The organism is Steroidobacteraceae bacterium (assembly GCA_041395505.1).
Lineage (GTDB): Bacteria > Pseudomonadota > Gammaproteobacteria > Steroidobacterales > Steroidobacteraceae > JAWLAG01.
On record JAWLAG010000001.1, the window covers coordinates 549,881 to 574,422 of the forward strand.

Below are 24,542 nucleotides of genomic sequence, written 5' to 3' on the forward strand. Positions count from 1 at the left end.
GCCGCGCTGCGACCACATCCCAATGAAACTTTTGATCGATCAACCCCAGGCTGGTGATTGCGCCGCCGTTTACGAGCTCGTCTCGCAGTGCCCTCCGCTGGACATCAATTCGCGCTATCTGTACGCGCTGCAATGCAGTGACTTTGCCGATAGCTGCATACTCGCGCGTGCTGGCGATGGTCTGGTCGGCTGGGTCTCGGGCCACCGTTTGCCGGCCGATGAAAGCGTTCTATTCATCTGGCAGGTCGCGGTGCGTGCGGATGCACGTGGACAGCGGCTCGGTCCACGACTGGTACAGGGACTCCTCGATCGGCAATCAAACATTCAGGTGCGCACGCTGCATGCAACAGTGACTGCGGACAATGGCCCTTCGCGCGCCATGTTTCAAAGGATTGCACAGCAACTGGACGCGCCGATCAGTACCCGTCCCTGGTTCGATCGGGACAAACACTTTGCCGGGCGGCACGACAGCGAGTTGTTGTTGCACATTGGCCCTTTCGAACGCGCGCGGGCTGCCGCAACCCACGATCGAAACACGCTTCGAGAATTTGCGAGGACTCCATGACCGAAAATGCTGGTATCAAGACCGATCACAACTTGCTACGCACCTTTGAGGAGCATGAATCCGCGGTACGCAGCTATGGACGAAACTTCCCCGTGGTAGTGGATCGCGCGCGTGGTGCGCAGATCGAGGCCAGCGATGGCCGCAGGTTTCTCGATTTCCTGACCGGCTGCTCATCGCTCAACTACGGACACAATCCGGAGCCGCTGAAGCGAGCCTTGCTCGAATACATCGAACGAGACGGTGTCGCGCACAGCCTCGATCTCTACAGCGTTGCGAAACAGCAGTTCCTGCTGGCGTTCCAGCGCGAGATTCTCGAACCTCGCAAGTTGAAATATCGCGTCCAGTTTCCGGGGCCGACCGGCGCCAATGCCGTCGAAGCGGCGCTGAAGCTGGCCCGTAAGGTAACCGGTCGGGAAAATATCGTCGCATTCACGAACGGATTCCACGGTGTGACCCTCGGTGCGCTCGCCTGCACGGGCAATGAGCACCACCGCGGAGGAGCGGGAATTGCACTTCAGGGCGTTACGCGCCTGCCCTATGCGGGTTACCTGGGCGCGGACTTTGATTCACTCGCCTACCTCGAGCGTGTGCTGGGCGATCCATCGAGTGGCGTTGACAAGCCGGCTGCAGTCATCATCGAGACCGTACAAGGTGAGGGGGGACTCAATTGTGCGTCGCACGATTGGCTGCGTCGCATCGCGCGTATCGCGCGCCAGCACGGCGCGCTGCTCATCGTGGATGACATCCAGGCCGGAGTCGGCCGGACCGGGACCTTCTTCAGCTTTGAGCAGGCCGGCATCCGGCCGGATATCGTTACGCTCGCGAAGTCCATTTCGGGCTATGGTCTGCCAATGTCGCTGGTTCTCATTGCGCCGGAGCACGACGAATGGTTGCCGGGCGAGCACAACGGAACCTTTCGTGGCAACTGCCACGCATTCGTAACGGCCAGGGCCGCCATCGAGCACTACTGGCAGGACCCGCAATTCACGCAGCAGATCGCCAAGAACGCGGCATATCTCGAATCGGGTTTGCGTGCCATTGCCGACAGGCACCGCGCACTCAAGCCGCGGCTCAAGGGTCGCGGCTTGATGCGCGGAATCCAAATGGAGTCGGGCGACCGGGCTGCGGCGATTACCGCCGCCGCGTTTCGCGATGGCCTGATCATCGAAACGAGCGGCCCGTACTCAGAGGTCGTAAAACTGCTGCCACCAATCAATATCGCGCGTGAAGAACTCGAGCAAGGCCTGTCAATCCTCGATCGCGCCATGGCCGTGGTCGCCAAATCCGACTCGCGCGCAGCGGCTTGAGCAGCAAGGAGGGGAGCATGATCATTCGCGACCTCGCCACCGCAAGCGCTTCCGAGCGACGCGTTGACTCGAGCGGCTGGAGCAGTGTTCGACTCATTCTGCGCGGCGATAACATGGGCTTTTCGTTCCACATCACGACAATTGAGCCGGGTGCCCAGTTACCGATGCATTATCGGCATCACCTGGAGTCGGTCTATTGCATCAGCGGAATGGGCTCGATTGAGGACCTCGACGGCAAAACAACGCATCCGATAACCGCCGGCACTCTCTATGCGCTCGACCGCAACGATCGGCATGTGCTGCGTGCGAAGACCGAAATGGTCATGGCCTGCGTCTTCAACCCGCCCCTGAGCGGCAAGGAGGTGCACGACGCCTCCGGCGCCTATCCCACCGCTGCAGAGGAGGTGGCCTGATATGCCGTCAACTGCAGAGGCGCACCGCGACGACCCTTACCCGACTCGACACCAGGGCTCCATGCGCGTGCTGGACCGTCAGGATCCGGTTGTGTACGGCGACAATATTGCTAGTACCGCTCTGAATGAAAATCAGATCGATGCTTATCGTGAGCGCGGCTACCTGCTGCTGCCACGCCTGCTCGATCGCAGTGAGATCGAGGCGCTGATAGCGGATTCGCATCGGCTGCGCGCAAACATTGCCGTCGATGACGATTCAGTAATCACCGAACCTAGGAGCGAGACGGTGAGGTCGATTTTCAGGCTCCAGGCGCGGAGCCGGATTTTCGCCGCGCTGTTTCGGGACGAGCGATTGCTCAATGTCGCGCGATACCTGTTGGGCGGCAACGTCTATATTCACCAGACTCGCCTCAATTTCAAGCCTGGCTTTGTGGGCAAGGAATTCTATTGGCATTCCGATTTCGAAACCTGGCACGCCGAAGACGGTATGCCACGCATGCGAGCGGTCAGTGTGTCGATCAATCTCACCGAAAACACCCATCTGAACGGTCCGCTCATGCTGATTCCAGGATCGCATCGCCGCTATGTGTCCTGCGCTGGCGTGACGCCGGATAATCACTTCAGGGAATCGCTGCGCGCGCAACATTATGGCGTGCCCGATCCGGCGACACTGGAGTTGCTGGTTCGCGATGGCGGAATCGATGCCGCAATTGCGCCGGCGGGGTCAGCGACGTTCTTCGACTGCAACATCATGCATGGGTCGAACAGCAATATCACGCCATTCGCGAGGACCAATATCTTTGTCGTATACAACAGTGTCGACAACACCATGCAGGAGCCGTACGGCGCTGCACGGCCGCGCCCCGATTTTCTTGCCGAACGCAGCGACACCAGACCTCTGACACCGACACGCGGCGGAATACGAGGAGATTGATTCGTGAGTCGAGATCATGTCATCGAAAAGATTGGTGGGACCTCGATTTCCGACACGCGCGCCGCGCTCGACAATGTGCTCATCGGCCGGCGGCGCGGCAGCGAGATCTATGGCCGGATCGTTGTCGTCTCGGCCTACGCAGGTGTGACGGATCATTTGCTCGAGCACAAGCGTGACGGCAGGCCGGGTGTCTATACATTGTTCGCCAACGGCGAAGCGGGCGACGATTGGCGTCAACGACTGGACGATACGGCGGATACGCTGAAAAAAATCAATGCCCGCATTTTTCCCGATCAGCCGGAGCTTCGCAGCAAGGCGGACGGCTTCGTTGCCGAACGCATTGCCGGAGCCCGTGACTGCCTGCGGGACCTGCGCAGCCTCTGCTCCTACGGTCATTTCGACCTGGCCGCGCAGCTCTCGACGGTGCGGGAAATGCTCGCCTCCATCGGCGAGGCACATAGCGCATTCAACACGACTCTGATGCTGAATCTGCTTGGTGTGCGCGCCCGGTTCGTCGATCTGACCGGATGGCGCGCGGATCCGGACCTGACACTCGACGGTCGCATAGAGGGCGGCCTGAATGGCATCGAGCTTGCAGAGGAGTTACCAATTGTCACCGGCTACGCACACTGCCGGGACGGCATGGTGCGTCGTTTTGGGCGCGGCTATACTGAAGTCACTTTCTCGCGCATCGCCATCCTGACGGCCGCGCGCGAAGCCATAATCCACAAGGAATTCCATCTCTCCAGCGCGGATCCGCGACTGATCGGTCCGGAGCGCGTTCGCACCATCGGGCGCACCAATTACGACGTTGCCGACCAATTGGCGAATCTCGGCATGGAGGCGATCCATCCGCATGCCGCCAAGGGCTTGCGACAGGCCCAGATTCCTCTTCGTGTGCGAAATACGTTCGATCCGCAGGATGCGGGAACGGTCATTCGCCGCGACTATGTTTCCGATGCTCCGCGCGTAGAGATGGTTACCGGCACACGCGGTGTGGTTGCGCTCGAGTTTTTCGAGCCGGACATGGTCGGCGTCAAAGGCTACGACGCCGCAATCCTGACGGCCTTGCAACGGTATCAATTGCGGATCATTACGAAAGTGTCCAACGCCAATACCATCGTGCACTACCTGCAGGCATCCCGCGACGCTTTGCAACGCGTTATCTCGGCGCTTCGCGAAGAATTCCCGTCCGCCGATGTCACGACGACTGACGTGGCCATAGCGGCGACGATCGGCAGCGACCTGCGCATGCCAGGGTTGCTGGCGCGAGCCAGCCGGGCACTGCACAAATCCGGTATCGACGTGCTGGGAGTGCACGAACCATTGCGCAAGGTGGATGTCATGTTCATCGTCGCACCTGCATCGCTCGACAGTGCGGTTCGCGCACTGCATCGCGAATTCGTCGAGCGCGATCTGGATCTGGCCAAACGCCGCGCCGCTGCCTGAGCGCGAACCGGGGAAGCGCAAATGGCGGCTAGTTTCGTCGCATTCCTGCTGCTGTTTGTCGCGATTGGCCTGGCCTCCGTGCGCTTTGCCGGCAAGTCACGGACCGACTACTACCTGGCCAATCGCAGCGTCCCGCCCTGGCTTGCCGGCATGTCCGCCGTCGCCACAAATAATTCCGGTTACATGTTCATTGGGGTCATCGGATTTACCTATGCGACGGGCTTGTCATCGATCTGGCTGATGGTCGGCTGGATCGTCGGAGATTTTCTCGCGTCGCTGTTCGTACACGCCAGACTTCGCGAGTCGACGGAAAGGACGCAGGAGGCCTCGTTCGCGTCGGTGCTGGCGCGATGGAATGGCACAGCGTTCGCACTGTGGCGGCGCGTTGCGGCACTCATCATGCTGGCATTCATGGGCGCCTACGCGGCGGCTCAGATCAGCGCGGGCGGCAAGGCATTGCAAGGCACCCTGGGCTGGGACCCGAACCTGAGCGTCACCGCCGTTGCGGTTCTTATCCTCGCCTATAGCGCGGCCGGTGGCATACGCGCCTCGATTTGGACCGATGCAGCGCAGTCGCTGGTCATGCTCATCGCCATGACCATCCTCTTCCATGTTGCCGTGGCAGGCCTCGGCGGCCCGGCAGTCGCGATACAGCGTCTCCAGGATGTTCCGGGCTACATGGCACTGTTTCCGGACGACCTGCTTCTTCCCGGCGTGGGTGGCATGCTGCTGTTCGTCGTCGGTTGGTTGTTCGCGGGCTTTTCCGTTGTCGGCCAGCCACATGTCATGGTGCGTTTCATGGCGCTCGACGACCCGGCTCATCTGGCGCAGGCCAGGGCCTGGTACTACGGCTACTTCACGTTGTTCTACGCACTCGCGACCGGCGTTGGATTGCTGAGCCGCCTGTATCTACCGCAGCTTGAGGGCATGGACGCGGAGCTGGCACTGCCGACCATGGCGCGCGAGTTGCTGAGTCCTGCGCTGGTCGGGGTCATGTTGGCGGGAATATTTGCAGCCACGATGTCGACCGCCGACTCCCTGGTGCTGAGTTGCTCGGCGGCGGTTACCCACGATCTGCTGCCGGGGCGGCTGGAAACACCCTTGGAAATGAAGCTCGCGACCGCCGGCGTTACGCTGCTGGCGCTGGCGCTCGCCTTGAGTGGACCACAGAGCGTATTTCACCTGGTGATTCTGTCCTGGTCGGCGCTTGCATCGGCGTTTGCACCGTTGCTGGTCGTGTATGCATGTGGCCGGAGCGTCTCCGAACGCGTGGCTACGGTCGCCATGCTGCTCGGCATCGGCGTCGCCATCCTCTGGCGAGCGGCAGGCTGGCAGGATGCGGTTTACGAAGGCCTGCCCGGAATACTTACCGGTCTTGTCGTGCTCTGGGCTTACTCGCGACCCCTGGCGTATCCGGCGCATGGCAAGCCCACCGGATGAACGCGGCCGACGTGCGTCTTCGGCTTGCGCTATGCTTCGTGAAACACAGGCTGAATACACGAGGCTCCCATGAACCGCAGCGCCATTGCCGCCACCATCCTGGCAACATTCCTGCCCGCCGCGGGATTCGCAGCACTACAAGATGGCGACGATGCGCCCGCGTTCGAGGCTCCGGCCGCGCTCGCTGGCCAGGAGTTCAATTTCACTCTGCAAGAGGCGATGCAGCAAGGGCCCGTGGTCGTGTATTTCTATCCGTCGGCCTACACCCAGGGATGCAACGTCCAGGCGCATACGTTCGCCGAGCAGATGGATCAATTCCACGAAGCTGGCGCGACTGTGATCGGCGTGTCGCTCGACAGCATCGATCGTCTGAAGGAATTCTCGGCTGATCCGGACTACTGTGCGGGCAAGCTTGCGGTCGCGTCGGATGAGTCGGGCGAGATTGCCAGGTCCTATGGGGTCACGATCATCGACTCGTTCGGCGGCAAGATGGCGGTGACCATGCAGGATAGCCGCGGCAAGACCATAGGCCACAACTTCGCCGAACGCGTTACATTTATCGTGACACCGGACGGCAAGGTTGCGACGACGATCGGTGGCCTGTCGCCGGCGGAAAACGTCGCCGCAGCGCTTGGCGCGGTCCGTGATCTCGCCGCGCACGGCGATACCCCGCCGCAATAGAGCTAACTGACAGGGTACTTGTATGGCTGACTCCAGGCTGCGCGAGCTCTTCGCGCGCAAGCAGTTTTTCGTTGCACCCGGCGTATACGACATGATGTCGGCGATGCTCGCTGCGCGGGTCGGTTTCGATGCGGTGTACGCGAGCGGCTTCTGGTTGACCGCATCCTATCTCGGTATCCCGGATGCCGGGATCGCGACCTACACGGACATGTTGAATCGCGTCTCGCAGGTTGTGAGCAAGTCGACAGCGCCGGTCATTGCCGACGCCGATACGGGTTACGGCGGCCTGCTCAATGTGCACCATACGGTTCGCGGCTACGAGCGCGCGGGGGTTTCTGCGATCCAGATCGAGGACCAGGAGTTCCCCAAGAAGTGTGGCCATACGCCCTATCGGCGTGTCGTGCCGATGGAGGATATGGTGGCCAAGGTGCGCGTTGCCGTCGATGCACGTTCCTCCGCCGACCTGCTGGTGATTGCGCGTACCGATGCGCGCACGGGCCATGGTCTCGAAGAAGCGCTGCGCCGCGGCCGGGCTTATGCCGAGGCGGGGGCCGATGTCGTCTTCGTCGAATCTTTGCAGTCCGAGGCGGAAATGCGCCAGGCCTGCGCACAGATACCGGCACCCCTCATGGCGAACATGTCGGACGGCGGTTACACGCCCATCCGTTCCGCCACAGAGCTCGCGGAACTGGGTTATGCCTGCGCGATCTTTCCGGCGTCCGCGGCTCTCGCAGCGTGCGCTGCGGTGGAAAAGGCCTATCAAACCCTCAAACGCACAGGTACGTCGAGATCGGAGCAGCTGCCGCTATTCGAGTTCGAGGAATTCTGCCGCATGGTCGGTTTTGGTGAGGTCTGGGACTTCGAAAAGAAGTGGCAGGACGCTGCTGCCGGCAAGCCTGGCCGGGAATGACGGGTAATCATCGACTACAGTCGATACGTCCGGCACGCGAGGAATAGTTGCAACTGCGGTAGCCGGCGGCGCGAACGAGCGCTTGCCACAGCGTATTGTCCTTCGAAATGGCGTCGAGCAGCGGCCGCGGCGCTTTGGCGCGCGCGAGTCCCTGCAGGTAGACATCGAAGATCCGGGCCGAATCCGCGGAGGGCACGCACTGCGCAATCTGTCGGGCAAAATTGCTCGCGAATTCCGATTGCGACGCGAAATAACGCTGGCTCTCGGCAAATCTTGCCGCCAGCTCGGTCATGTACCGGTCGAACTGGCTGCAACTGAGTGTCGCGATCGTGATAGTGCGGCAGACGCCGGGATCATCGTAGGGGAGTGCGCATTTGTCGGCGTAGACCGGCATCGATTCGGTCTTCGTGATGCTGCGGATGATGAATCCTCGTGCGGCACGCTCGAACGCGGCGGGACGCACGAAAGCGTTGTAGCCAGTTGGATTTGAAATGGGGCCGACCTGGTCCGCGCCGAGTACGATCTTGCGCGATACCAGTGCAGATTTTGTTTGCCCATTTCCCAGATCGACGATGACATTCTGGCGCGGCACGCGGCAAACGAGTCCGCCGCCATTCGGAGGCAAGTGCTCCAGATACGCTAACGGATCGGCGCCAAAATAAACGCCGAGGCCTGCGCTCGATGAAATCGGCCGTGACGATTTGACCCCTGCGCGCTCCGCGAAAATTTTGTCATCGAGCATGGTGAACGCAATCAGGCGGCCCTCGAGCGACCACAGCGACTCGCGTTGCTGCGCATTGAGCGACGGCATTTGGTTCAGTCCCTGCTGGCTCGCAGCCAACTCCCGGCGCAGCGCGGCCAACCTGTCGGCATCCCCGCCGGGCTGTACGCGAAAGGCGTTCCCCAGATAGGAAGGGTAGATTTTGCCTATCGCAACGAGTTGCAGCTGATTCTTCAGTGGCTTGGGCGCACCGGACGCAGCCTCGAGGAGAGTCAGCAAGTCGGGATACTGGGCACTCAGCCTGGCCAGACTACGTTGCGCTTTCGGGCCGGTCGCCGGGTACAACTTGTAGAGATCGAATTCTTCCCATTGCTGCTTGCGCGCATTCTCGGTCGCGCAAAATCGTTCGCGGTCGCGAACCATCGCGGCGATTTTTGCGCCATTGCCCCAGGTATAGAGCTCCATATCCGCATTGCCCTGCGCAGAGCTGCGTCGTGGCCCGCGCGCGACGTCGCGCAGGCAGTCGCGGATGCGGGTTTCCTCGGCAAAAGCTGCGCGCGCCGGCTCGTTCGTGCACGCGGCGAGCGCCGCGTGGTTTAGCAGGGCCGCGAGCGCCAGCCCGGCGAGGACCTTCAGCACCGGTTTCAACCGCAATCGACAGGCTGGCTACGCTCGGCGACGACGCTCGTCTTGCGCGCGATGAAGCTCTCCACCGCTTTGGCTTCCGCCGCGTCTACAGATGCGAGTGCGCAGGCGACCCGGTGCTGCGATTCGGCGCCGGAATCGAACCATACGGACGCTGTGGCAGGATTGAGTTCAAATCCCTCGCCCAGGCGTTTGGCAAATTCCGTGAATTCTTCGCTATCCGGCAGGCGCAGCGAGTACAGGCCGACGTGTTGCCCAAGCCTCGCTATTTCCGAATTGGCAAGGCAGGCCTGGTCCGTCATGTCGAGGGCGCATCGGCTGCGCGACTTGTCGCGCACATAACGGTCGATGACCTCCTGGACGGCGGTCGTGGCTTCGGGTGCCACGATAGTCTTGGTGTTGTTCCTGGTGACTTCCTGCGCGGCGAGCGGCAGCTGGATGCGGTACTCGTAGCTACTGCGGTAGCCGCTCTCGTCGAAGGCGCAGTCCGGTGTGTCGAGATCGTCTTCAGCCGAAATGCAGTCCTGGGCTGCCGCGCGCAATTGCAACAAGGTAGCGCGAACCTCGTCCTGCAATCGTTCGAGGCGGTGAATCTCGCGCAATCCTCCAGGTGTGCTTCGTCCGAGATTGACCATGGTCAGGGAGCCGTCAACGCGCACGGGCGCGTAATAGGAGCCGGGCGCGTCCAGGACCGACTGGATCTCATCGTACAACGTGTTGTATGCGCCCCAGAGTCCCGCAAGCTGCTCGAACTCGCTCTCCGAGCCAACGAGGTCGAAGCCCGGCCAGTTGGGCAGTGATTCGTAGGGCGTAATCGCCATGTGGAAATCCTTGGGCGCCTCGAATGCTGCGTTCGACAGCGTCTCGAGCTTGGCCGTCACCTCGGCCTTGTCCCTGGGGATGCTGTCGCCGCGGCCACCGGTCATGAAGACCGACAAGGTCATGTCCTTGCTGCTCGCAGTGCTCGACTGCTCGCCGCTGGCTGAAGCCGAAGCGGTGGCGCCCCAACCGGACGCTGATACTTCGGAACTGATCTTCTGTCGTTCGGCGCGATTTTCGGCCTTGATGCTGACGAGGGCCGTGAGTTTGGCGCCGCTGTACACGGCTGACACGAACGAGTTGCCGCACTGGCGCTGAAATTCCTCCACATCGCGCTTTGCCAACTGCAGCGCCGCCTCGGTCAAGCGGACCGATCCACTGGTGCCACCGCGGGACGTCACCAGCGGTTGTTCGAACATCGGTTTGGCATCGGGCAATGGCATGGGGCCGGCATAGCGCACCCCATTCTCGACGCTCGCTTCGAGCACGAAATTCGACGCGTTCGCACTCAGGTTCGAATCCTTGGCGAAGCTCGCCTTGCCGTTCGCCTTGAAGCCGATGGCATCGACCGAGGCTTCCGCGGAGACATTCATGCGACGCATAAGTTCATAGCTGTCGGACACTTCGTGCATGGACATCGTGCGCGTCTGGGCGGGCTCGTTGCTTTCGACGAACAGCACGCAGACATTGGGTATCGGTTGATTCCGGTAGGCGTCGTAGCCCCAGCCTAGACTGATGCCCGTTTCCGGTACATCGACGATATCGGTTTCGTCCTGGTGTTGCTCGATATGAACGCGGTTCGATTCGCCGTCAGCTTTGCTGCCTGGCTTGCCCGGTACGGGTGGTTTGCATGCAAAAAGACCTGCGAGTGTGGCAATCAGGAGCGCGCGGAAAACAGGCATCGGTTGCTTTCGGGTAACCTACGACCGGCGGCACCATACGGTAGCGCGACCGCTGATGCAAATGACCAGCCCTGTGCTGGGTCAGTCGTCTGCGCTGATCACCGAATAGGAATTCACGGTCGCTGGTATGACGTCGTACTGATAGGGCACGAACAATGCCAGGTCGAGTACCCCCATTCGAATCCATCGGATGGGTTGATCGATACCGCGAACAATGACCCTGTAGTCCTCGCCCAACGACTTCGTGACTCGGGCCGCATCGGTCGCGAACAGCTCGATGACCTGCTCGCGATACTGCAGAGGATTGACGATGCTGATTTCGACTGACCCGGCGCTCAGCAACTGCGTGCGCCCGGAGGGCTTGATGCTTGCGACGAATTGCTTCAATTTCGCAATCAGTGCAAGGCTGTTGGCGCCGGAAGCTGGTATGCGCGTCTTGACGTTGATCGAGGTGCGCGAGGTGTCCGGGCGCGAGTCGGGTGCCAGGCTCACGGTCGCATCGTCGACCCGCAACGGCAGAACGAGGTCATTTTCGTCGATGACGGACAGCTCGATTCCGCCATCGCGATTCGCCGCCGCCAGCATTGCCTTGAGGGTGTCGTAGATTTCGCGTTTGCGCGCTGCAAATTCCCGCGTATCGTTGGTCACCGTGACTTCCAGCAGCATGAAATCGCCGGTGCGGCGCAGATACGCGCCAGGCAGTCTTGCGGATTCATCGCGCTTCGCGGCGGTGACAATGATTTCATCCATCGATTGCGCGGATGCGCCCGCCGACGTGGCGGCGAGGCACAAAGCGAGTAGCCGTACGAAAACTCTGGTCATGGATCCCACCCCTCTGGAATGACCCTCACGGGCATCCTGTCAGTTCGACGAATTGTCCGGTCTGGTTGCTGCGATAGACAGCGGCGGGAATCTCACAACCGCGATAGCCATCCTCTGCGGTTGCGATGATGCGAGCGGGCTCGCCCGCCACGAGGCGTTCGAAGTCGGCAAATTCTTCCAAGAATGTGCGAATCACCGTCGATTGCCAGCCGCGGATCTTTTCCCTGAGGATCGCTGTCGGGAAGAACCTGCGTGATACTGTCCGTTGGCCGCCGGGCTTGTCGAGCGTAACGACGAGCGAGTGCATCGGCGCGTAGTAGGCTCGCGCCATGCCGCGCTCGCCATAGACTTCCACAAAGAAGTGATACCCTTTCCATTCAGTCCAACTGCTGTGCACGCTGCCCAGCACACCCGACGCGCTGCGCAGATGCACGAAGGCGTTGTCCTCAACCTCGGCCAGCTTCCACGTGCGGTTGTCGGTCATGCCCGCCGCGGCGGATACACGCGAGCCCATCAGATGGCACACCAGGTCCATTACGTGGATGCCGTTGTCGAGTAACGTGCCGCCCCCCATGATCTTCTTGTCATACATCCACGGTGCCTTGAATTCCGACAACCCGGTGTGTCCGGCGAAACCCTTCACATAGCGCAATTCGCCGATATCGCCGCAGGCGATTGCCTCGCGAACCACCTTCACCGCATCGAAGTAACGGTGATTGAAACCGACGGTCAATACCCGCTTCGCTTCGCGCGCAGCGCCGATCATGGCGGCGCACTCCTCGAGCGAGCTCGCCATCGGTTTCTCGACCAGTACATGTTTGCCGTGCTGCAGGCACATACGCGCGACCGGCGCGTGATGTTGTGTCGGTGTCGAGATGATGACGGCGTCGCAGACATCGGATTGGGCCATTGACTCGGCCGAGTCGAACTTGCGCACACCGTCGGGCAAGGCGGCCAACGCAGCCTTGTTGACATCGAAGGCAGCGGTCAACTGCGCCCGCGGTGCGAGCCGCAGGGCCGCCAACCGCACAGCGCCGATACCGCCCAGACCAACCAGGCCATAGCGCATGATCACATACCTTCCTTCGCGAGATCGTGCCCGGCCGACCGTGAGCGCTTCTCGGCGAGTATCGAGAAAACCGGCCCGACCAACGCCAACAACCTACCCGCGATGCGCATTCGGCGCAGTTTGCCATAGCCGGTTACCAACAAGCGTCGCCAGCCGCCGTACGACTGCCCGTCTTCGAGTTCAACAGGCCTGGCACGCAGGTTCAACAGGCTCAGCTGGTGTTGCTCCATCAATCCCATGATCTGCCTGGGTGAGACGAGGTGGGTGTGGCGCAATGAGTCGAATCCACGAAGCGCCCGACCCAGGCGTGCCAATGCGGCGCGCGGTACAAGACCGACCGCCCAGAGCCCGGTTGCTGCATGAGGGCCGGGAAAATAGCGATTGGCCCCTGACAGCCAGATCCGCCCCTTGGGCTTCAGCTGGCGTGAAAGTGAGGTGACAGCGGCGTCGAGCGAATGACAGTGTTCCAGCAGATCAACGGCGGCGATGCGATCGAACAGGCCCGGCAGGAATGGTGGCGCCTCGATATCAGCGCAGACCAGGGTCGCCTGGACGCCGGTTTCATCCAGACGCTGCCGGCACATGACGAGCCATCGCAATGCAATATCGAGGCCGACTGCTTGCGCACCGCGCTGCGCCGCGGCCATCAGCAAACCGCCGGTGCCGCAGCCCGCGTCGAGCAGCCGGTGCCCGGGTTCGATCGCGAGTTCATCTGCAATGGTCGCGAACTCACGGCTGCGGCCGGTATGATAGGCGCGATAGCGCGGAACGACATGTGCCGGCACGTCGTCGGTGATCTCATAGTAATGATCGAGCATGGCGCAAAATCGGCCCGACCCCTCGGGCGTCCGATTTCGGTTGCAGGCGCCTTCGACAAGGACAGCCGCTTTGGCACGCTCCTCATCGATCGTCAGGTAGCGGTCGGGCCGCAGCCGGAAATCAGGTATGCCATGCAGCACGGGGAACTGAAGCGCACAGGCCACGCAGTCGTAGCGCAGCGGTGACGACTGCAATTGTCCGAGGCAGGACGGGCAGACAAAACGGATCGCTTCGGCACGATCCGCGCTGCCGGCAACCGCCGGTCCGCTCATTCGATTTCCGCAAGCGCACTGCCCGCACCCAATGCGTAGCCGCGCATCTCACCGACGGCCCAGACCACGACGAAAAGGCACAGATAGGGCAGCGCCGCCATGAAGTGCTTGATTCCATCGTGCTTGGTTCGAGCCTGCCGTGCCATACGCAGCAGCAACAACGGCGGCAAGAGCACCGAAGCCAAGCAGGCCGCTGCGCGGCGCAGGTATTCCCGGCGAGCAAAGCGGATGCCCGCGAAATACTGCGAGTACAAGTACCGTTGTCGCAGAAACAATCCGAGTGAGAATTTCTTGCTGTGCAGAAGTCGGATCCTGTTGCTCGAGAAGAACGTATGGCCGGCCGCCAGCAGTACGGGATGCAGGGTGGTTTCCCAGAAACCACGCGTCAGGACCGAGTTGTCGATTTTCTCGAAAGCCCGCCGCCGGTAGGCGACATTCATGCCGGGTAGCACGGTCGAGCTGCCTTCCGCGACCGGTGGCAGAAAGAAGCTGTACTCGCAGAGGAAAGTGGCCCAGTCGAGAGCCGTGTCCGCCACGCCATTTTCCACGCAACCGCCTACCGCCACCGCCGATGGCGGCGCTCCGGCAAACGCCTCGGCTATCGCTGCGAGCCAGCCGTGAGTCGGAACGCAATGATCTTCCGTGACTACGATGAACTCGCCTCGCGTCGCGGCCAGCGCCGCCGTGCGCAACTGCGGCAAATCGGTTTCGGGCGGCTGGGCAATGAGTCGCACTTCGGGGAAATTCGTGCTGATTTCACGGCTGACGTCGTCACTGCGTCGATCGGCGATCACGACCTCGTAGGTTGCTTGCCCGTCCTGTTGACGCAGCGCCTCCAATGTCTGCAGCACACGCCGCTTGTCCTCGGTGCTGACGAGTCCGATGATGATCGAGAACAGTGGCGGACGGTTGGAATTCCGATCATCGCCGCCGGAAGCAATCGTTACCACGGCACCTCGCCGCCGCTGTAATTCCAGAACCGGCCGCTGTGTTCGAGATCAACGGTGTCGATGATCGCAATCACCTTGGATACAGCTTCGGCAGGCGGTTGCAGCGGCATATGCACGCCTTTCATCATGTCCGTATCGACAGGGCCCGGATTGACGACGGCGACTGCGATGTGACGCGGCGCAAGTTCGAAAGCGAGATTTCGCATCAGCATGTGGGCTGCTGCCTTGCTGGCCCGATACCAGTAAAGCCGGGCAGCGTCGATGCGTGCAAAGGATGCTTCGCTGGTGCCGAGCAACACGACTTTCGCGTCGCCCGCAGCGCTGAGATTCCCGGCAAGTGCCTCGGTGAGTTTCAGCGGGCCGATGGTATTGACTTCCAGGGTCTTTCGAAACGAGTCATAGTCGAACTGCCCGAAACGCTGTCCCCCCATGTCGCCCGCTATCCCGGCATTGTGGATCAGCAAGTCGATGGGCACGGACTTGAGCCGGGTTGCCAGCTCATCGATGGCTGCGTGGTCCGTAACGTCGAGCTCGACGAGATCCACGTTCTTGTGCGCCGACGCCAGGTCCTGCAGGCTGCTCGAGTCGGACGGATGACGCGCACTTGCAAGCACGCGCCAGCCGCGCTCGGCATACTGCCTTGCAAGTTCGAGCCCGATGCCGCGACTCGAACCGGTGATCAGCACGGTGTGTGCTTCGGCGGCGTAGGTTCGTGATCCGGCCCCCATTGCAGTTGCGAGAAGCAGAATCGACAGAAAGGTGGAGTTCAAGAATGCTTGCCGGTGGATGATGGGCATGGTTGCGATCCCGTGGTCAGTTGCGCGTGTCGACGAAATCATGAATCAGGCGCGCCCTCTTGGCTATCGGGTCGATCTCGAAGCGCGACGGATAACCGTGGTAGCGCCGTGCGAGATCGGGTGGGCAGGGCACTGCAGGACCTGCGGCCTCGGCGTAACAGGTGTCCCAAGGCAGGACGACAAACATGCGGCCATCGGCTTTGATCCGTTTGGGCAATACCTGCGGCAGTGCGAGCGAACGCGCGTGCGCGAGCAGAGCGCCGAGGGATCCAAGTCTCGCGTACAGGCGCGCGATCTCCTGCAGCGTGAACCAGGTCGGGGGCGACTGGATCGGTGGATCAATATCGAAACTGGCCGGGTTGGCAGGCAAAGGCAGCCAGTGCGCCGCCTGCGATTCGCCGAGCCAGTCGGCCACGTCCTGCTCCTCAGGCAGCGCCGCGATGAAAAAGCGCGTATCGAAGCGCTTCGGCATGTGCACTGGCGTTGTCCAATTGGACCAGTACACCAGGCGATCGAGCGCGAGTACGAGATCGTGCTCGGACAGCAGGCGTGCGAAGCACGCGGGGTGATTGTGCAATTCGGGGCGCAACATCTGCAGCGAGTTGAGTAAACCTGGATTCGCGGCGGCGCCGTCGCGATGGCGCGCCAGCAATATCCCGGACTCCTCGAAGACTTCACGGCAGGCTCCGACGCACAAGCCCAGCGCGGAGAGCTCGGGAAGCGTCTCGCCGTGCATGGTGCTGCGCAACCGTTGCATCTGGCCCGCCGGGACAGCGCTCGACTGGCGCACTGATGCCTCGCTCGAATCCTCGGAATCGACCGTGCCGCCCGGAAAAACCCATTCGCCGCTGGCGAATTCCATGGACCCGAGTCGCTGCAGCATGAGTGCGTGCAGCGACGTGCCGGACTCGCGCAGCAGCACGACCGTCGCCGCATCCCGCGGTCGTACTTCCGCGGGTGCGTCGGCTGGATTGGTCATAGGGTCAGTCGCCGAATTGGGGATCCGTCGGCAATTGTAACGGCTCCTGATCAAGGAGTCCTTGAGAGGGCGATTGCGAAACGCTATTTTGTAGGGCACTCGCCCGCAAATGGGAGCCCCGCTTGATCGTCCGCAAGCTCGACCACGTCAACATCGCCGCAACCGATGCCGAGAAGACCCTCGGTTTCTACGCGAGCGTGCTCGGTCTAAAGGCGCGGCCCTTTCCGGGCCGATCGACTCTGGACGGGGGCGGCTGGCTTCAGTCCGCCAATGGCGATGCCGTTGTGCATGTGGCCGATCGGAACAAGGCGTCGGCGCCGATGCTGCGCGGTCCGCTATTCGATAGCGGGTCGAGTGGGGCAGTTCATCACGTTGCATTCGAGTGCGCGGACTACGAGGCAGCACTTGCGCGCATCAAGGCGACGGGTCTCGAGTTCGTCGAGAACCGGGTCGAGGCAGCTGGACTGCGGCAGATTTTCATCGTCGATCCGGATCGGATTCTTCTGGAACTCAATTTTCGCGACTGAAAACCCACGTCGGGAGGTCACGACCATGCATTACGACAAGCGCTCCACCAAAGTTCATGCCGGCTCGACGCACCCTGCCGATACCGCCGCACCGTATATCGACAATGGTTGTGCGAGGCTGGCGCCCGAAAGGTATTACAGCGCCGAGTTTGCAAGACGCGAATGGGAGCGTGTGTTCGCCAGGGTCTGGCTGCTTGCGGGGCCCGTCAGCGATGTGCGCGAGCCAGGCGACTGGATGAAATTCGACATTGGCGTCGAATCCTTCATTGTTGTTCGTGGCAAGGACGGCAAGCTCCACGCGCACTACAACACCTGCCCGCATCGCGGCAGCCAGATTGTCTGCGCCGATATCGGTTCGCAGGATCGCTTCACATGTCCGTTTCACAGCTGGCAGTTTGAGCTGGATGGCAAGAATCGGCGTGTCACTGACGCCGACACCTTCCGTGCCGATGTCATCGCGCACGGCGTGAATCTCACTTCACTGCGTTGCGAGGAGGCGGCCGGACTCGTATTCGTGACCATGAACGAGGCGGCGCCACCGTTGCGTGAGTACCTGGCTCCGATTCTGTCGCAGCTAGAGAACTATGAGCTGCGGGAGATGCACGTCGTGCAACACCGACGCTCGGACTGGGCGGCCAACTGGAAGGGCGGTATCGACGCGTTCTATGAGAGCTACCACCTGCACGCCATACACCCGCAGACCACGGGTGTCATCGACGATCGAACGCACATTGATCTCTACCCCGGTGGCATGAGCCGCCAGTTCGTGCCGCTAGGTCAACCCAATTCGCATCACCCGTCGCAGGAGGAAGTGAATCCGGGCATTGCGGCGATGCTCCAGGATGTTGGTATCGATCCGAAGACCTTCACCGGCACGGCGCAGGATACGCGTGCCGCCATCGCGGCAGCGAAACGGCAGCGTGCAAGCAGCTTCGGGCTTGATTACTCACGATTCAGCGATGCACAGCTGACGGACGCGACCATATTCGGCGTATTTCCGAATGCGATGATTGGTTGTCATGCCGAGGCGGTCTTCCTGCACCGCTTCAAGCCGCATGCGGACGATCCAAATCAGTTTACATATGACACCATTATTCTCTATCGCTACGTGGACGCGCCGGGTTACGGCGCGCCGGGCTGGATGGGACTGTCGAGTGAGATGGATCTCACCGGCAACACCCGACCCGATGTCGTGCATACGGCGCTGGGTGAGCCGCCGGGCATGGGCGAGGTACTCGACCAGGACGCCGATCTCATGCCCATCGTGCAGAAGGGGGCAAGATCCCGCGGTTTTCGCGGCCCGCTCTGGGGCGAACAGGAGGCGCGGCTGCGGCACTTTCATATGGAACTGGACCGCTGGATGACTGCCGATGTCCCCCCGCCGGGCAGGCGCCATCTGAAATCCGTCTGACGGTCAGCGCTCGCCGCGGCGGGCGAACCAGAGTAGCATTGCCCGATCTCCACTCACTTGCCGGAGTCGGGGCAATGACTATCAACATGCTGGGCCGAATACTCATTTGCGCAGCGCTGGTAGGCGCCGCGCAGGCCGGCGACGCGCCGGTTCAACCTGCGACGGATACCGCCAACGCCCAGCCGGCCGACCAGGCGAATGTGGCGAAGCAGGATCAGCCGTTTGAGCCGCCGCCCGGGTTTCGCAAACGAACCATCAAGGGCGAAGAGTACTTCTGCAAGAAAGAAGTCATCCTGGGATCGCGATTTCCCAAGGAGATCTGCCTTACTCGTGATGGCATCAAGGAACTCGAGGAACGAGGCGAGCTGATGCGTGAGGAAATGCGGCAGAATGCAACCAAATGTGGATCTGCGGTGGGCGCATGCTATACAACATGAAGCAATTTGTTTTTTTGACTCTGGCACTGTCGTTGACCGGCGCGGTAACGGCGCAGGATGCAGGGCCCGCTGCCAGCACGTCTGCGCAGGAAGCGCAGGCGCATACGGCGGATGCGCCGACGCCTGCGGTATCGCCTGCCGAACCAACTCCCGGCGAGTCGCAGAGCGCAACCGTTGCAAGCGCGCAACCGGCGCAGGAGAAACCCTTCAAGGTGCCGGCCGGTTACAAGGTTCGCCACATCAAGGGCGAGGTCGTCTATTGCAAAGAGGTCGTCAACCTCGGTTCGCGTTTCGGAAAACAGGTATGCCTGAGTCGCGATGCACTCGAAGAATTGGAAGAGCAGGGCGAGCAGACTCGCCAGGAATTGCGCCAGCACGCATCGATCTGCGGCGCAGCTGCCGGTTCCTGCGCGAGCGGCTGATCGGGAGTCGGCACGTCTGAGACGGTGTTAGATCGTTATTTCGCGCCTGATTACGCTGCGGCACGAAACATTTTCCTTGCGGCCTGCCGCGAAGCGGACGTCGGTGTCACCCACCATGCTCACCCATTGTCGCGGCAGAACGCTGCAGAACTCTCGCTCGATGTCGCGCGCATCGGCCCGCGGGCCGCACAGCGACTGCTGATTCTTCAGTCCGGCGTTCACGGTCCGGAGCTCATGTGCGGCTCCGGCTGTCAGGTCGGGCTGCTGCGCGAAGGAGTGATCGGGCGGTTGGGCGAAGACACGGCTGTCCTGCTCGTGCACGCGGTCAATCCCTGGGGCGCGGCCTACGGTCACCGGTACAACGAGGACAACGTCGATCTTTGCCGCAATTTCCTCGACTTCGATCAGCCGCTGCCCGGCAATCCCGCGTATGAGAAGCTGCGCGGCGTCGTCGAGGACGTCGCCGGCTGCGACGGTGACCTGCTCATGCAGCGCCTGCGCGATGCCGCGCAAAAAGCGCAAATCGCTCCATTTGTTGCGCCGTTGATGATGGGTCAGTACCGCCATCCGCGAGGCTTCGGCTACGGCGGTTCCGCGCCGACCTGGTCAAACCAGGTCATGACGAGGATTCTGGATGAGCATGCTGCGACTGCGACGCGCGTGGCGGTGATCGACTTTCATTCCGGGCTCGGTGATTACGGCGAAGGCACCGTGGTCGTGATGCATGACGGCGCGGACCTCGAGCGCGCGCGCCGATGGTTCGGGAGCACGCTTGTTGCGCCGCGCGAGGGTAGCGGTCCGGATGCATTCTTTCCGGTTCGCGGTCATTGCTCCGACGGCTTCCAGCGGTCATTGCCACGAACGGAACTCACCTATGTCACTCTGGAATTCGGCACTTTTTCCATGGAGCGCAATTTCGCCGCATTGCTCGAAGACTACTGCGTGTCGCGACAGGATGATCCGGGCTGCGAGCGCGTGGCGGCGGCATATAGCGAAATGTTGACGACTCACAATCCTGACGATGCGACTTGGCGCCGCAAGCTGTGGCGGCGGGCGGTCGAAGTCTGCGAACAGGCCATCGCCTGCCTGCAACGAGAATGAACACAGCGCCGGGGCGCCGGCGGCCTGTCGCTCGCATCGGGTGACCATAGCCGCCCAGCTCATTCTGGTTGTTGGGGAAAGTACGTACAGAACTCGAGCGGGCCATTGCGCTAAAGACAACGGCTGGATTTCGACCACCGTGGAAGTGCAATGGATCAGACAATCGAGCAAGGCCTGTTCGAAGGCATGCATGCAGAGCAGACGCGTGAAGGACCGCCGGAGGGTTTCCCGCCACTGCCCGTCATACCGGGAGGCCGCTATACGGACCCGGACTTCCTCGCGCTCGAGCAGGAATTCCTATGGCGGCGCAGCTGGCTGTACGCGCTGCACAGCGATGAACTACCCGCGATCGGCAGCTTTCGGGTCTGGACACGCACCGGCGCGCCGATTGTTATTGTCCGTGGCAAGGACAAGGTCGTCCGCGCGTTCTACAACACCTGTCGGCATCGCGGTGCGCCGCTCGTCGAGAAGGATGCGGGTGAAACGAAGGGTTTTTTCTGTCGCTACCACGGCTGGACGTATGACCTGTCCGGGCGACTGATCACGGTCAGGGAAAAACGCGATTTTCCTGGCATGGACTTGTCCTGCCTCGGCCTGGCGCAGGTTCGCTGCGAGCAGTTCGGCAACTGGATCTTTATCAACGAAGATCCTGCGGCACCGCCGCTCCTGCAGTCGATTGCGCCGGCAGCGCGCCATTGGGAAAGCCTTGCCCTGGCAGACCAGCGTCACGTGCACAGCGCGAGCTACGAGATCGCCTGCAACGTCAAGATCCTCCTGGATGCATTCTTCGAGACCTACCATCTGAAATCGATACACCCGAATACCGTAGATCGTTTCCTCGATTCGCACGGCACGCACGTCATCCTGTGGGAAAACGGCAACTCGATGATGTGCACACCGCACCGGCGCGCCGAGTGGCGCGACCCAGGTGCGCGGGGCATGCCGGAAGTGGCTGGAGCCGAGCGAATTTTCGCCGAGCAGAACCCATCCTATCTGCTCTACCCAAATCTCGTTACGCCACCTGCTGCAACAGGCATACCGTTCATCACATTCTGGCCCAAGACAACCCGCAGCATGATTGTCGATGTACATTGGTTCGCGCCATCCGCCGCACTTGGACATGAACAGTGGCCGACGCGCATATCGAATTTCGAGCGCATCCTCGAGGAGGACACGCAGTTCGCTCCTCGCATCCAGCAATCGGTCGAATCCAAAGGGTTCAAGGGCATGTACCTTTCCTACCAGGAGCGGCGCATTTATCACTGGCACGAGCAGCTGGATCTGCGCATCGGCGCAGACCGTGTACCGGAGCCTCTACGCGTGCCGCCGTTGCTGCGGCCATATACCGAAAAGGCCAGGTGAGATGAGTTCGCAAGCCGCAATCTTCCGAGGGCCGTCCTACGCTGAGTACCTCGATGCCGACTCGCGAGATGTTCCTGCCTTCCTGTATCCGCCCGATGCCCCGTACGAGCCGGGAGGTTCCACACACATCGCGCCGCAGCGCTATACGTCGCAGGAATTCTTCGAGCGCGAGCGCGTATTGCTCTGGCCACGCGTCTGGCAAATGGCCTGCCGCGAGGAAGAGCTCGCACGTCCGGGAGATGTCGTCATCTACGACATCGTCGATTGGTCTTTCATCATCACGAGATCCGAGGACGGCCAACTGCGCGGGTTCTACAATTCCTGCCCCCATCGCGGCCGCAAGCTGCTGACAAGCGAGAGGCATGTCGAGCAAATTCGCTGCGGCTTCCATGGGTTTACCTGGGAGACCGACGGGACCCTGCGATCACTGCCCTGTGCCTGGGATTTTCCGGGGGCAACACCGGCGAATTGGCGCCTGCGAGAGGTGCAACTTGCAACCTGGGGCGGGTTCGTGTTCCTCAACATGGATCCGCGCGCGAGACCACTGACAGAGTATCTCGACGTATTGCCGCAGCATTTCGCACGCTGGCGCCTCGAGGATTGCTGGAAGGCCGCACACGTCGCCAAGCGTATCGACTGCAACTGGAAAGTTGCACAAGAGGCGTTCATGGAGTCGTTCCATGTGATTGCAACACACCCGCAGATCCTGGAAATAATTGCCGATGCGAATGCGCAATATGACCTGCTCGGCAAGCATGTGAACCGCAACATGGCCGCCTTTGGCGCCTCCAGTCCGCACCTCGGCGAGGATGCGGTTGAACCGCAGCGCATCGTTTCACAAATGTTGACGCTTATGCGAGGCGGCCGCGGCTCCGACCGGCAGGTCGAGCGGATGAGCGATGCGCGGCGCACGCTCGCGCAGATCAATCGCAAGGCTTTTCAGCGCGCATATGACTGCGATTTCGAAAACGCGACCGACGCGGAACTGCTGGATGCAATTGTTTACAACGTTTTTCCGAATTTCTCACCCTGGGGTGGTTTTGCGCCCAACATCATCTATCGGTGGCGGCCGGATGGCGCCAGGGTGGATTCCTGCCTGATGGAGGTCATGCTGCTCAAGCGTCTGCCGCGAAGCGGCGGACGACCAGCTCCCGCGCCGGTGCACTGGCTGTCTGAAGCTGAGTCCTGGTCATCGGCGAGCGAATTACCCGTGCTTGGTGCGGTCATCGATCAGGACATGCTCAACATGCCCGAGGTACAGAAGGGTCTGCGCGGCGCGCCCGAGAGGGAGCTGCGGCTCGCGCTGTACCAAGAGTCGAGGATCCGGCATTTTCACAGCACGCTCGATCTGTACCTGCAGGCCGGTGCACCCGGTTGAACCGAGTGCCGCTCAGTTCGCGCCAAATCGATAGCCCGCACCAATGCCGAGAATATAGGGATCGACGTCGACGGTCGTGAGCTTTGTGCCGCCGAGTGATACGTCCGTGCTGATCCAGGCCTTCTTCACGTCGATCGAAATCGACCAGCGGTTGCCAAGGTCGAAATCCACGCCGGCTTGTAATGCCGGACCGACGCTCAGGTTGTCGATATCGAGTGAACCGACGCCGGCGACCGCAAGCCGGTCCTGGGTAAACCAGGTGAGATTGATGCCGGCGCCGAGATAGGGGCGCACCGATCCTGTCGCGAAATAATACTTTCCGGTCAACGTGGGCGGCAAGTGCGTGACCGTGCCAAGGCGCACATTCGGGCCAAGCGCCGTCTCCCGCGCAATGACACTGTGTTTTTGTGGAATCGTGAGCAGAAGCTCCACTGCAAACCGATCCGTGAACGCATATTCGAAATCGATATCCGGAGCCCACTTGTTCGATACATCGATGGCATCCTGCGGGACCGCAAGGGCCGCGATGGGGTCCGACTTGTCCGCCGGATCGATGCGAATCGCTCGCACCCGGGCGGTGACCTTTGCCAGATCGAATGCCAAACCCGGTGCGCTCGCTGATGCCAGAGCCGCCGCAACGGCCAGCAACACGCCAATTCTGGATTTCCTCACCTGAACTCCTTTTGCCGCTTCAAAACAGTGCCTATTGACTGTATCGATACGCTAGCGCGGGCCCATGGTCGACGGCATACGGGCAAGTTGCAGCGGCATCGGCAAAGCTACTTACATGATCACGCACGCCGTTGAGTGTGACCGCCCTGCGGCTGCATCCCTGTGCGAAACCCTTATTGCCTTTCCGTTCCAGCCGTCTGTTGGGATTAGTGCCATTCGGGCTTATAGTGACCGCACTAGTCGGGAGGTGGTCCGTGATCAAGCTCAACGTCAATGGCAAGGCTGTCGAGGTGGATGCAGAGGCCGATACGCCACTGCTGTGGGTGCTGCGTGACAACGTCGGGCTCACTGGTACCAAGTACGGCTGCGGGATGGCGCTGTGCGGCGCATGCACCGTGCACATCGACGGCCGTCCAGTGCGCTCCTGTGTCACGCCGATCAGCGCGGTAGGCGAGGGCAGGATAACCACGATCGAAGGTCTGTCTGCCGACCGCAGTCATCCCGTGCAGCGTGCCTGGATCGAAATCGACGTCCCGCAGTGCGGCTACTGCCAATCAGGCCAGATCATGTCCGCCGTTGCCTTGCTCGCCGACAACCCACGGCCGAGCGATGCCGACATCAATGCGGCCATGTCCGGCAATCTATGTCGTTGCGGTACCTATCAGCGTATTCGTGCGGCGATTCACCGTGCCGCCGAGATCATGGGCGAGGGCAAGTCCGAGTAGCTGCAGCGCGTAG

General features: G+C 61.5%; 25 protein-coding genes. 16 read left to right on the top strand and 9 right to left on the bottom strand.

The window, feature by feature from the left end; genetic code table 11:
- Positions 1–22 precede the first annotated feature (22 nt).
- The 8 genes from ectA (at position 23) to R3E77_02575 (ending at position 7,699) form a co-directional block, all read left to right on the top strand.
- The gene (gene ectA / locus R3E77_02540) at positions 23–565 is read left to right on the top strand and encodes a diaminobutyrate acetyltransferase (GenBank protein ID MEZ5498288.1); all 543 of its coding nucleotides are present in this window, start codon (positions 23–25) and stop codon (positions 563–565) included.
- Positions 562–1,872, top strand: a complete 1,311-nt coding sequence (ectB, locus tag R3E77_02545; protein ID MEZ5498289.1) for a diaminobutyrate--2-oxoglutarate transaminase — start codon at positions 562–564, stop codon at positions 1,870–1,872. The genes ectA and ectB overlap by 4 nt, the downstream gene beginning before the upstream one ends.
- 17 nt (positions 1,873–1,889) lie before the next feature.
- Positions 1,890–2,285 (top strand): ectoine synthase, encoded by a 396-nt coding sequence (locus tag R3E77_02550; GenBank protein ID MEZ5498290.1) that lies wholly within the window; start codon positions 1,890–1,892, stop codon positions 2,283–2,285.
- Between the two features lies 1 nt (position 2,286).
- Positions 2,287–3,219, top strand: a complete 933-nt coding sequence (gene thpD, locus R3E77_02555; protein MEZ5498291.1) for an ectoine hydroxylase — start codon at positions 2,287–2,289, stop codon at positions 3,217–3,219.
- A 3-nt stretch (positions 3,220–3,222) separates the two neighbouring features.
- Positions 3,223–4,668: an aspartate kinase gene (locus tag R3E77_02560; protein ID MEZ5498292.1), complete on the top strand. Its 1,446-nt coding sequence runs from the start codon at positions 3,223–3,225 to the stop codon at positions 4,666–4,668.
- 21 nt (positions 4,669–4,689) lie between these two features.
- Positions 4,690–6,108, top strand: a complete 1,419-nt coding sequence (locus R3E77_02565; protein ID MEZ5498293.1) for a sodium/proline symporter — start codon at positions 4,690–4,692, stop codon at positions 6,106–6,108.
- Positions 6,109–6,177: 69 nt separating this feature from the next.
- The gene (locus tag R3E77_02570) at positions 6,178–6,789 is read left to right on the top strand and encodes a redoxin domain-containing protein (GenBank protein ID MEZ5498294.1); all 612 of its coding nucleotides are present in this window, start codon (positions 6,178–6,180) and stop codon (positions 6,787–6,789) included.
- A 22-nt stretch (positions 6,790–6,811) separates the two neighbouring features.
- Positions 6,812–7,699 (top strand): isocitrate lyase/PEP mutase family protein, encoded by an 888-nt coding sequence (locus tag R3E77_02575; protein ID MEZ5498295.1) that lies wholly within the window; start codon positions 6,812–6,814, stop codon positions 7,697–7,699.
- A 7-nt stretch (positions 7,700–7,706) separates the two neighbouring features.
- Here the strand turns inward: R3E77_02575 and R3E77_02580 are convergent, their stop codons facing one another.
- From R3E77_02580 to R3E77_02615, 8 genes are all read right to left on the bottom strand, one after another.
- A complete protein-coding gene (locus tag R3E77_02580; protein MEZ5498296.1) occupies positions 7,707–9,059 on the bottom strand; it encodes a hypothetical protein in 1,353 nt (450 codons plus the stop codon).
- Between the two features lie 5 nt (positions 9,060–9,064).
- Positions 9,065–10,786, bottom strand: a complete 1,722-nt coding sequence (locus R3E77_02585) for a hypothetical protein (GenBank protein ID MEZ5498297.1) — start codon at positions 10,784–10,786, stop codon at positions 9,065–9,067.
- Between the two features lie 81 nt (positions 10,787–10,867).
- Entirely contained in the window at positions 10,868–11,608 is a 741-nt protein-coding gene (locus R3E77_02590) for a hypothetical protein (GenBank protein ID MEZ5498298.1), read from the bottom strand.
- A gap of 25 nt (positions 11,609–11,633) precedes the next feature.
- Positions 11,634–12,677, bottom strand: coding sequence for a Gfo/Idh/MocA family oxidoreductase (locus R3E77_02595; protein MEZ5498299.1), 1,044 nt, complete (start codon positions 12,675–12,677; stop codon positions 11,634–11,636).
- Between the two features lie 2 nt (positions 12,678–12,679).
- A complete protein-coding gene (locus R3E77_02600; protein ID MEZ5498300.1) occupies positions 12,680–13,768 on the bottom strand; it encodes a methyltransferase domain-containing protein in 1,089 nt (362 codons plus the stop codon).
- Positions 13,765–14,718, bottom strand: a complete 954-nt coding sequence (locus tag R3E77_02605) for a glycosyltransferase (protein MEZ5498301.1) — start codon at positions 14,716–14,718, stop codon at positions 13,765–13,767. The genes R3E77_02600 and R3E77_02605 overlap by 4 nt, the downstream gene beginning before the upstream one ends.
- Entirely contained in the window at positions 14,712–15,515 is an 804-nt protein-coding gene (locus R3E77_02610; protein ID MEZ5498302.1) for an SDR family oxidoreductase, read from the bottom strand. Before R3E77_02610 ends, R3E77_02605 begins: the two co-directional genes overlap by 7 nt.
- Positions 15,516–15,531: 16 nt before the next feature.
- Positions 15,532–16,494: a hypothetical protein gene (locus R3E77_02615; protein ID MEZ5498303.1), complete on the bottom strand. Its 963-nt coding sequence runs from the start codon at positions 16,492–16,494 to the stop codon at positions 15,532–15,534.
- Positions 16,495–16,616: 122 nt separating this feature from the next.
- On the opposite strand from R3E77_02615, the gene R3E77_02620 reads away from it, so the two are divergent.
- The 7 genes from R3E77_02620 (at position 16,617) to R3E77_02650 (ending at position 23,132) form a co-directional block, all read left to right on the top strand.
- Positions 16,617–17,021 carry a VOC family protein gene (locus R3E77_02620; GenBank protein MEZ5498304.1) on the top strand — a complete coding sequence of 135 codons (405 nt, stop codon included), beginning with the start codon at positions 16,617–16,619 and terminating at the stop codon, positions 17,019–17,021.
- 25 nt (positions 17,022–17,046) lie between these two features.
- Positions 17,047–18,432: an aromatic ring-hydroxylating dioxygenase subunit alpha gene (locus R3E77_02625; GenBank protein MEZ5498305.1), complete on the top strand. Its 1,386-nt coding sequence runs from the start codon at positions 17,047–17,049 to the stop codon at positions 18,430–18,432.
- 74 nt (positions 18,433–18,506) lie between these two features.
- Positions 18,507–18,869: a hypothetical protein gene (locus R3E77_02630; GenBank protein MEZ5498306.1), complete on the top strand. Its 363-nt coding sequence runs from the start codon at positions 18,507–18,509 to the stop codon at positions 18,867–18,869.
- Positions 18,866–19,291: a hypothetical protein gene (locus R3E77_02635; GenBank protein ID MEZ5498307.1), complete on the top strand. Its 426-nt coding sequence runs from the start codon at positions 18,866–18,868 to the stop codon at positions 19,289–19,291. The genes R3E77_02630 and R3E77_02635 overlap by 4 nt, the downstream gene beginning before the upstream one ends.
- 24 nt (positions 19,292–19,315) lie before the next feature.
- Positions 19,316–20,392 (top strand): DUF2817 domain-containing protein, encoded by a 1,077-nt coding sequence (locus R3E77_02640; protein MEZ5498308.1) that lies wholly within the window; start codon positions 19,316–19,318, stop codon positions 20,390–20,392.
- A 150-nt stretch (positions 20,393–20,542) separates the two neighbouring features.
- A complete protein-coding gene (locus R3E77_02645; GenBank protein MEZ5498309.1) occupies positions 20,543–21,754 on the top strand; it encodes an aromatic ring-hydroxylating dioxygenase subunit alpha in 1,212 nt (403 codons plus the stop codon).
- 1 nt (position 21,755) lies between these two features.
- The gene (locus R3E77_02650; GenBank protein ID MEZ5498310.1) at positions 21,756–23,132 is read left to right on the top strand and encodes an aromatic ring-hydroxylating dioxygenase subunit alpha; all 1,377 of its coding nucleotides are present in this window, start codon (positions 21,756–21,758) and stop codon (positions 23,130–23,132) included.
- Positions 23,133–23,144: 12 nt separating this feature from the next.
- On the opposite strand, the gene R3E77_02655 is transcribed toward R3E77_02650, so the two are convergent.
- On the bottom strand, positions 23,145–23,804 hold the full coding sequence (locus R3E77_02655) for an OmpW family outer membrane protein (GenBank protein ID MEZ5498311.1): 660 nt from the start codon (positions 23,802–23,804) through the stop codon (positions 23,145–23,147).
- A gap of 254 nt (positions 23,805–24,058) precedes the next feature.
- On the opposite strand from R3E77_02655, the gene R3E77_02660 reads away from it, so the two are divergent.
- The gene (locus R3E77_02660) at positions 24,059–24,529 is read left to right on the top strand and encodes a (2Fe-2S)-binding protein (GenBank protein MEZ5498312.1); all 471 of its coding nucleotides are present in this window, start codon (positions 24,059–24,061) and stop codon (positions 24,527–24,529) included.
- Positions 24,530–24,542: the final 13 nt, after the last annotated feature.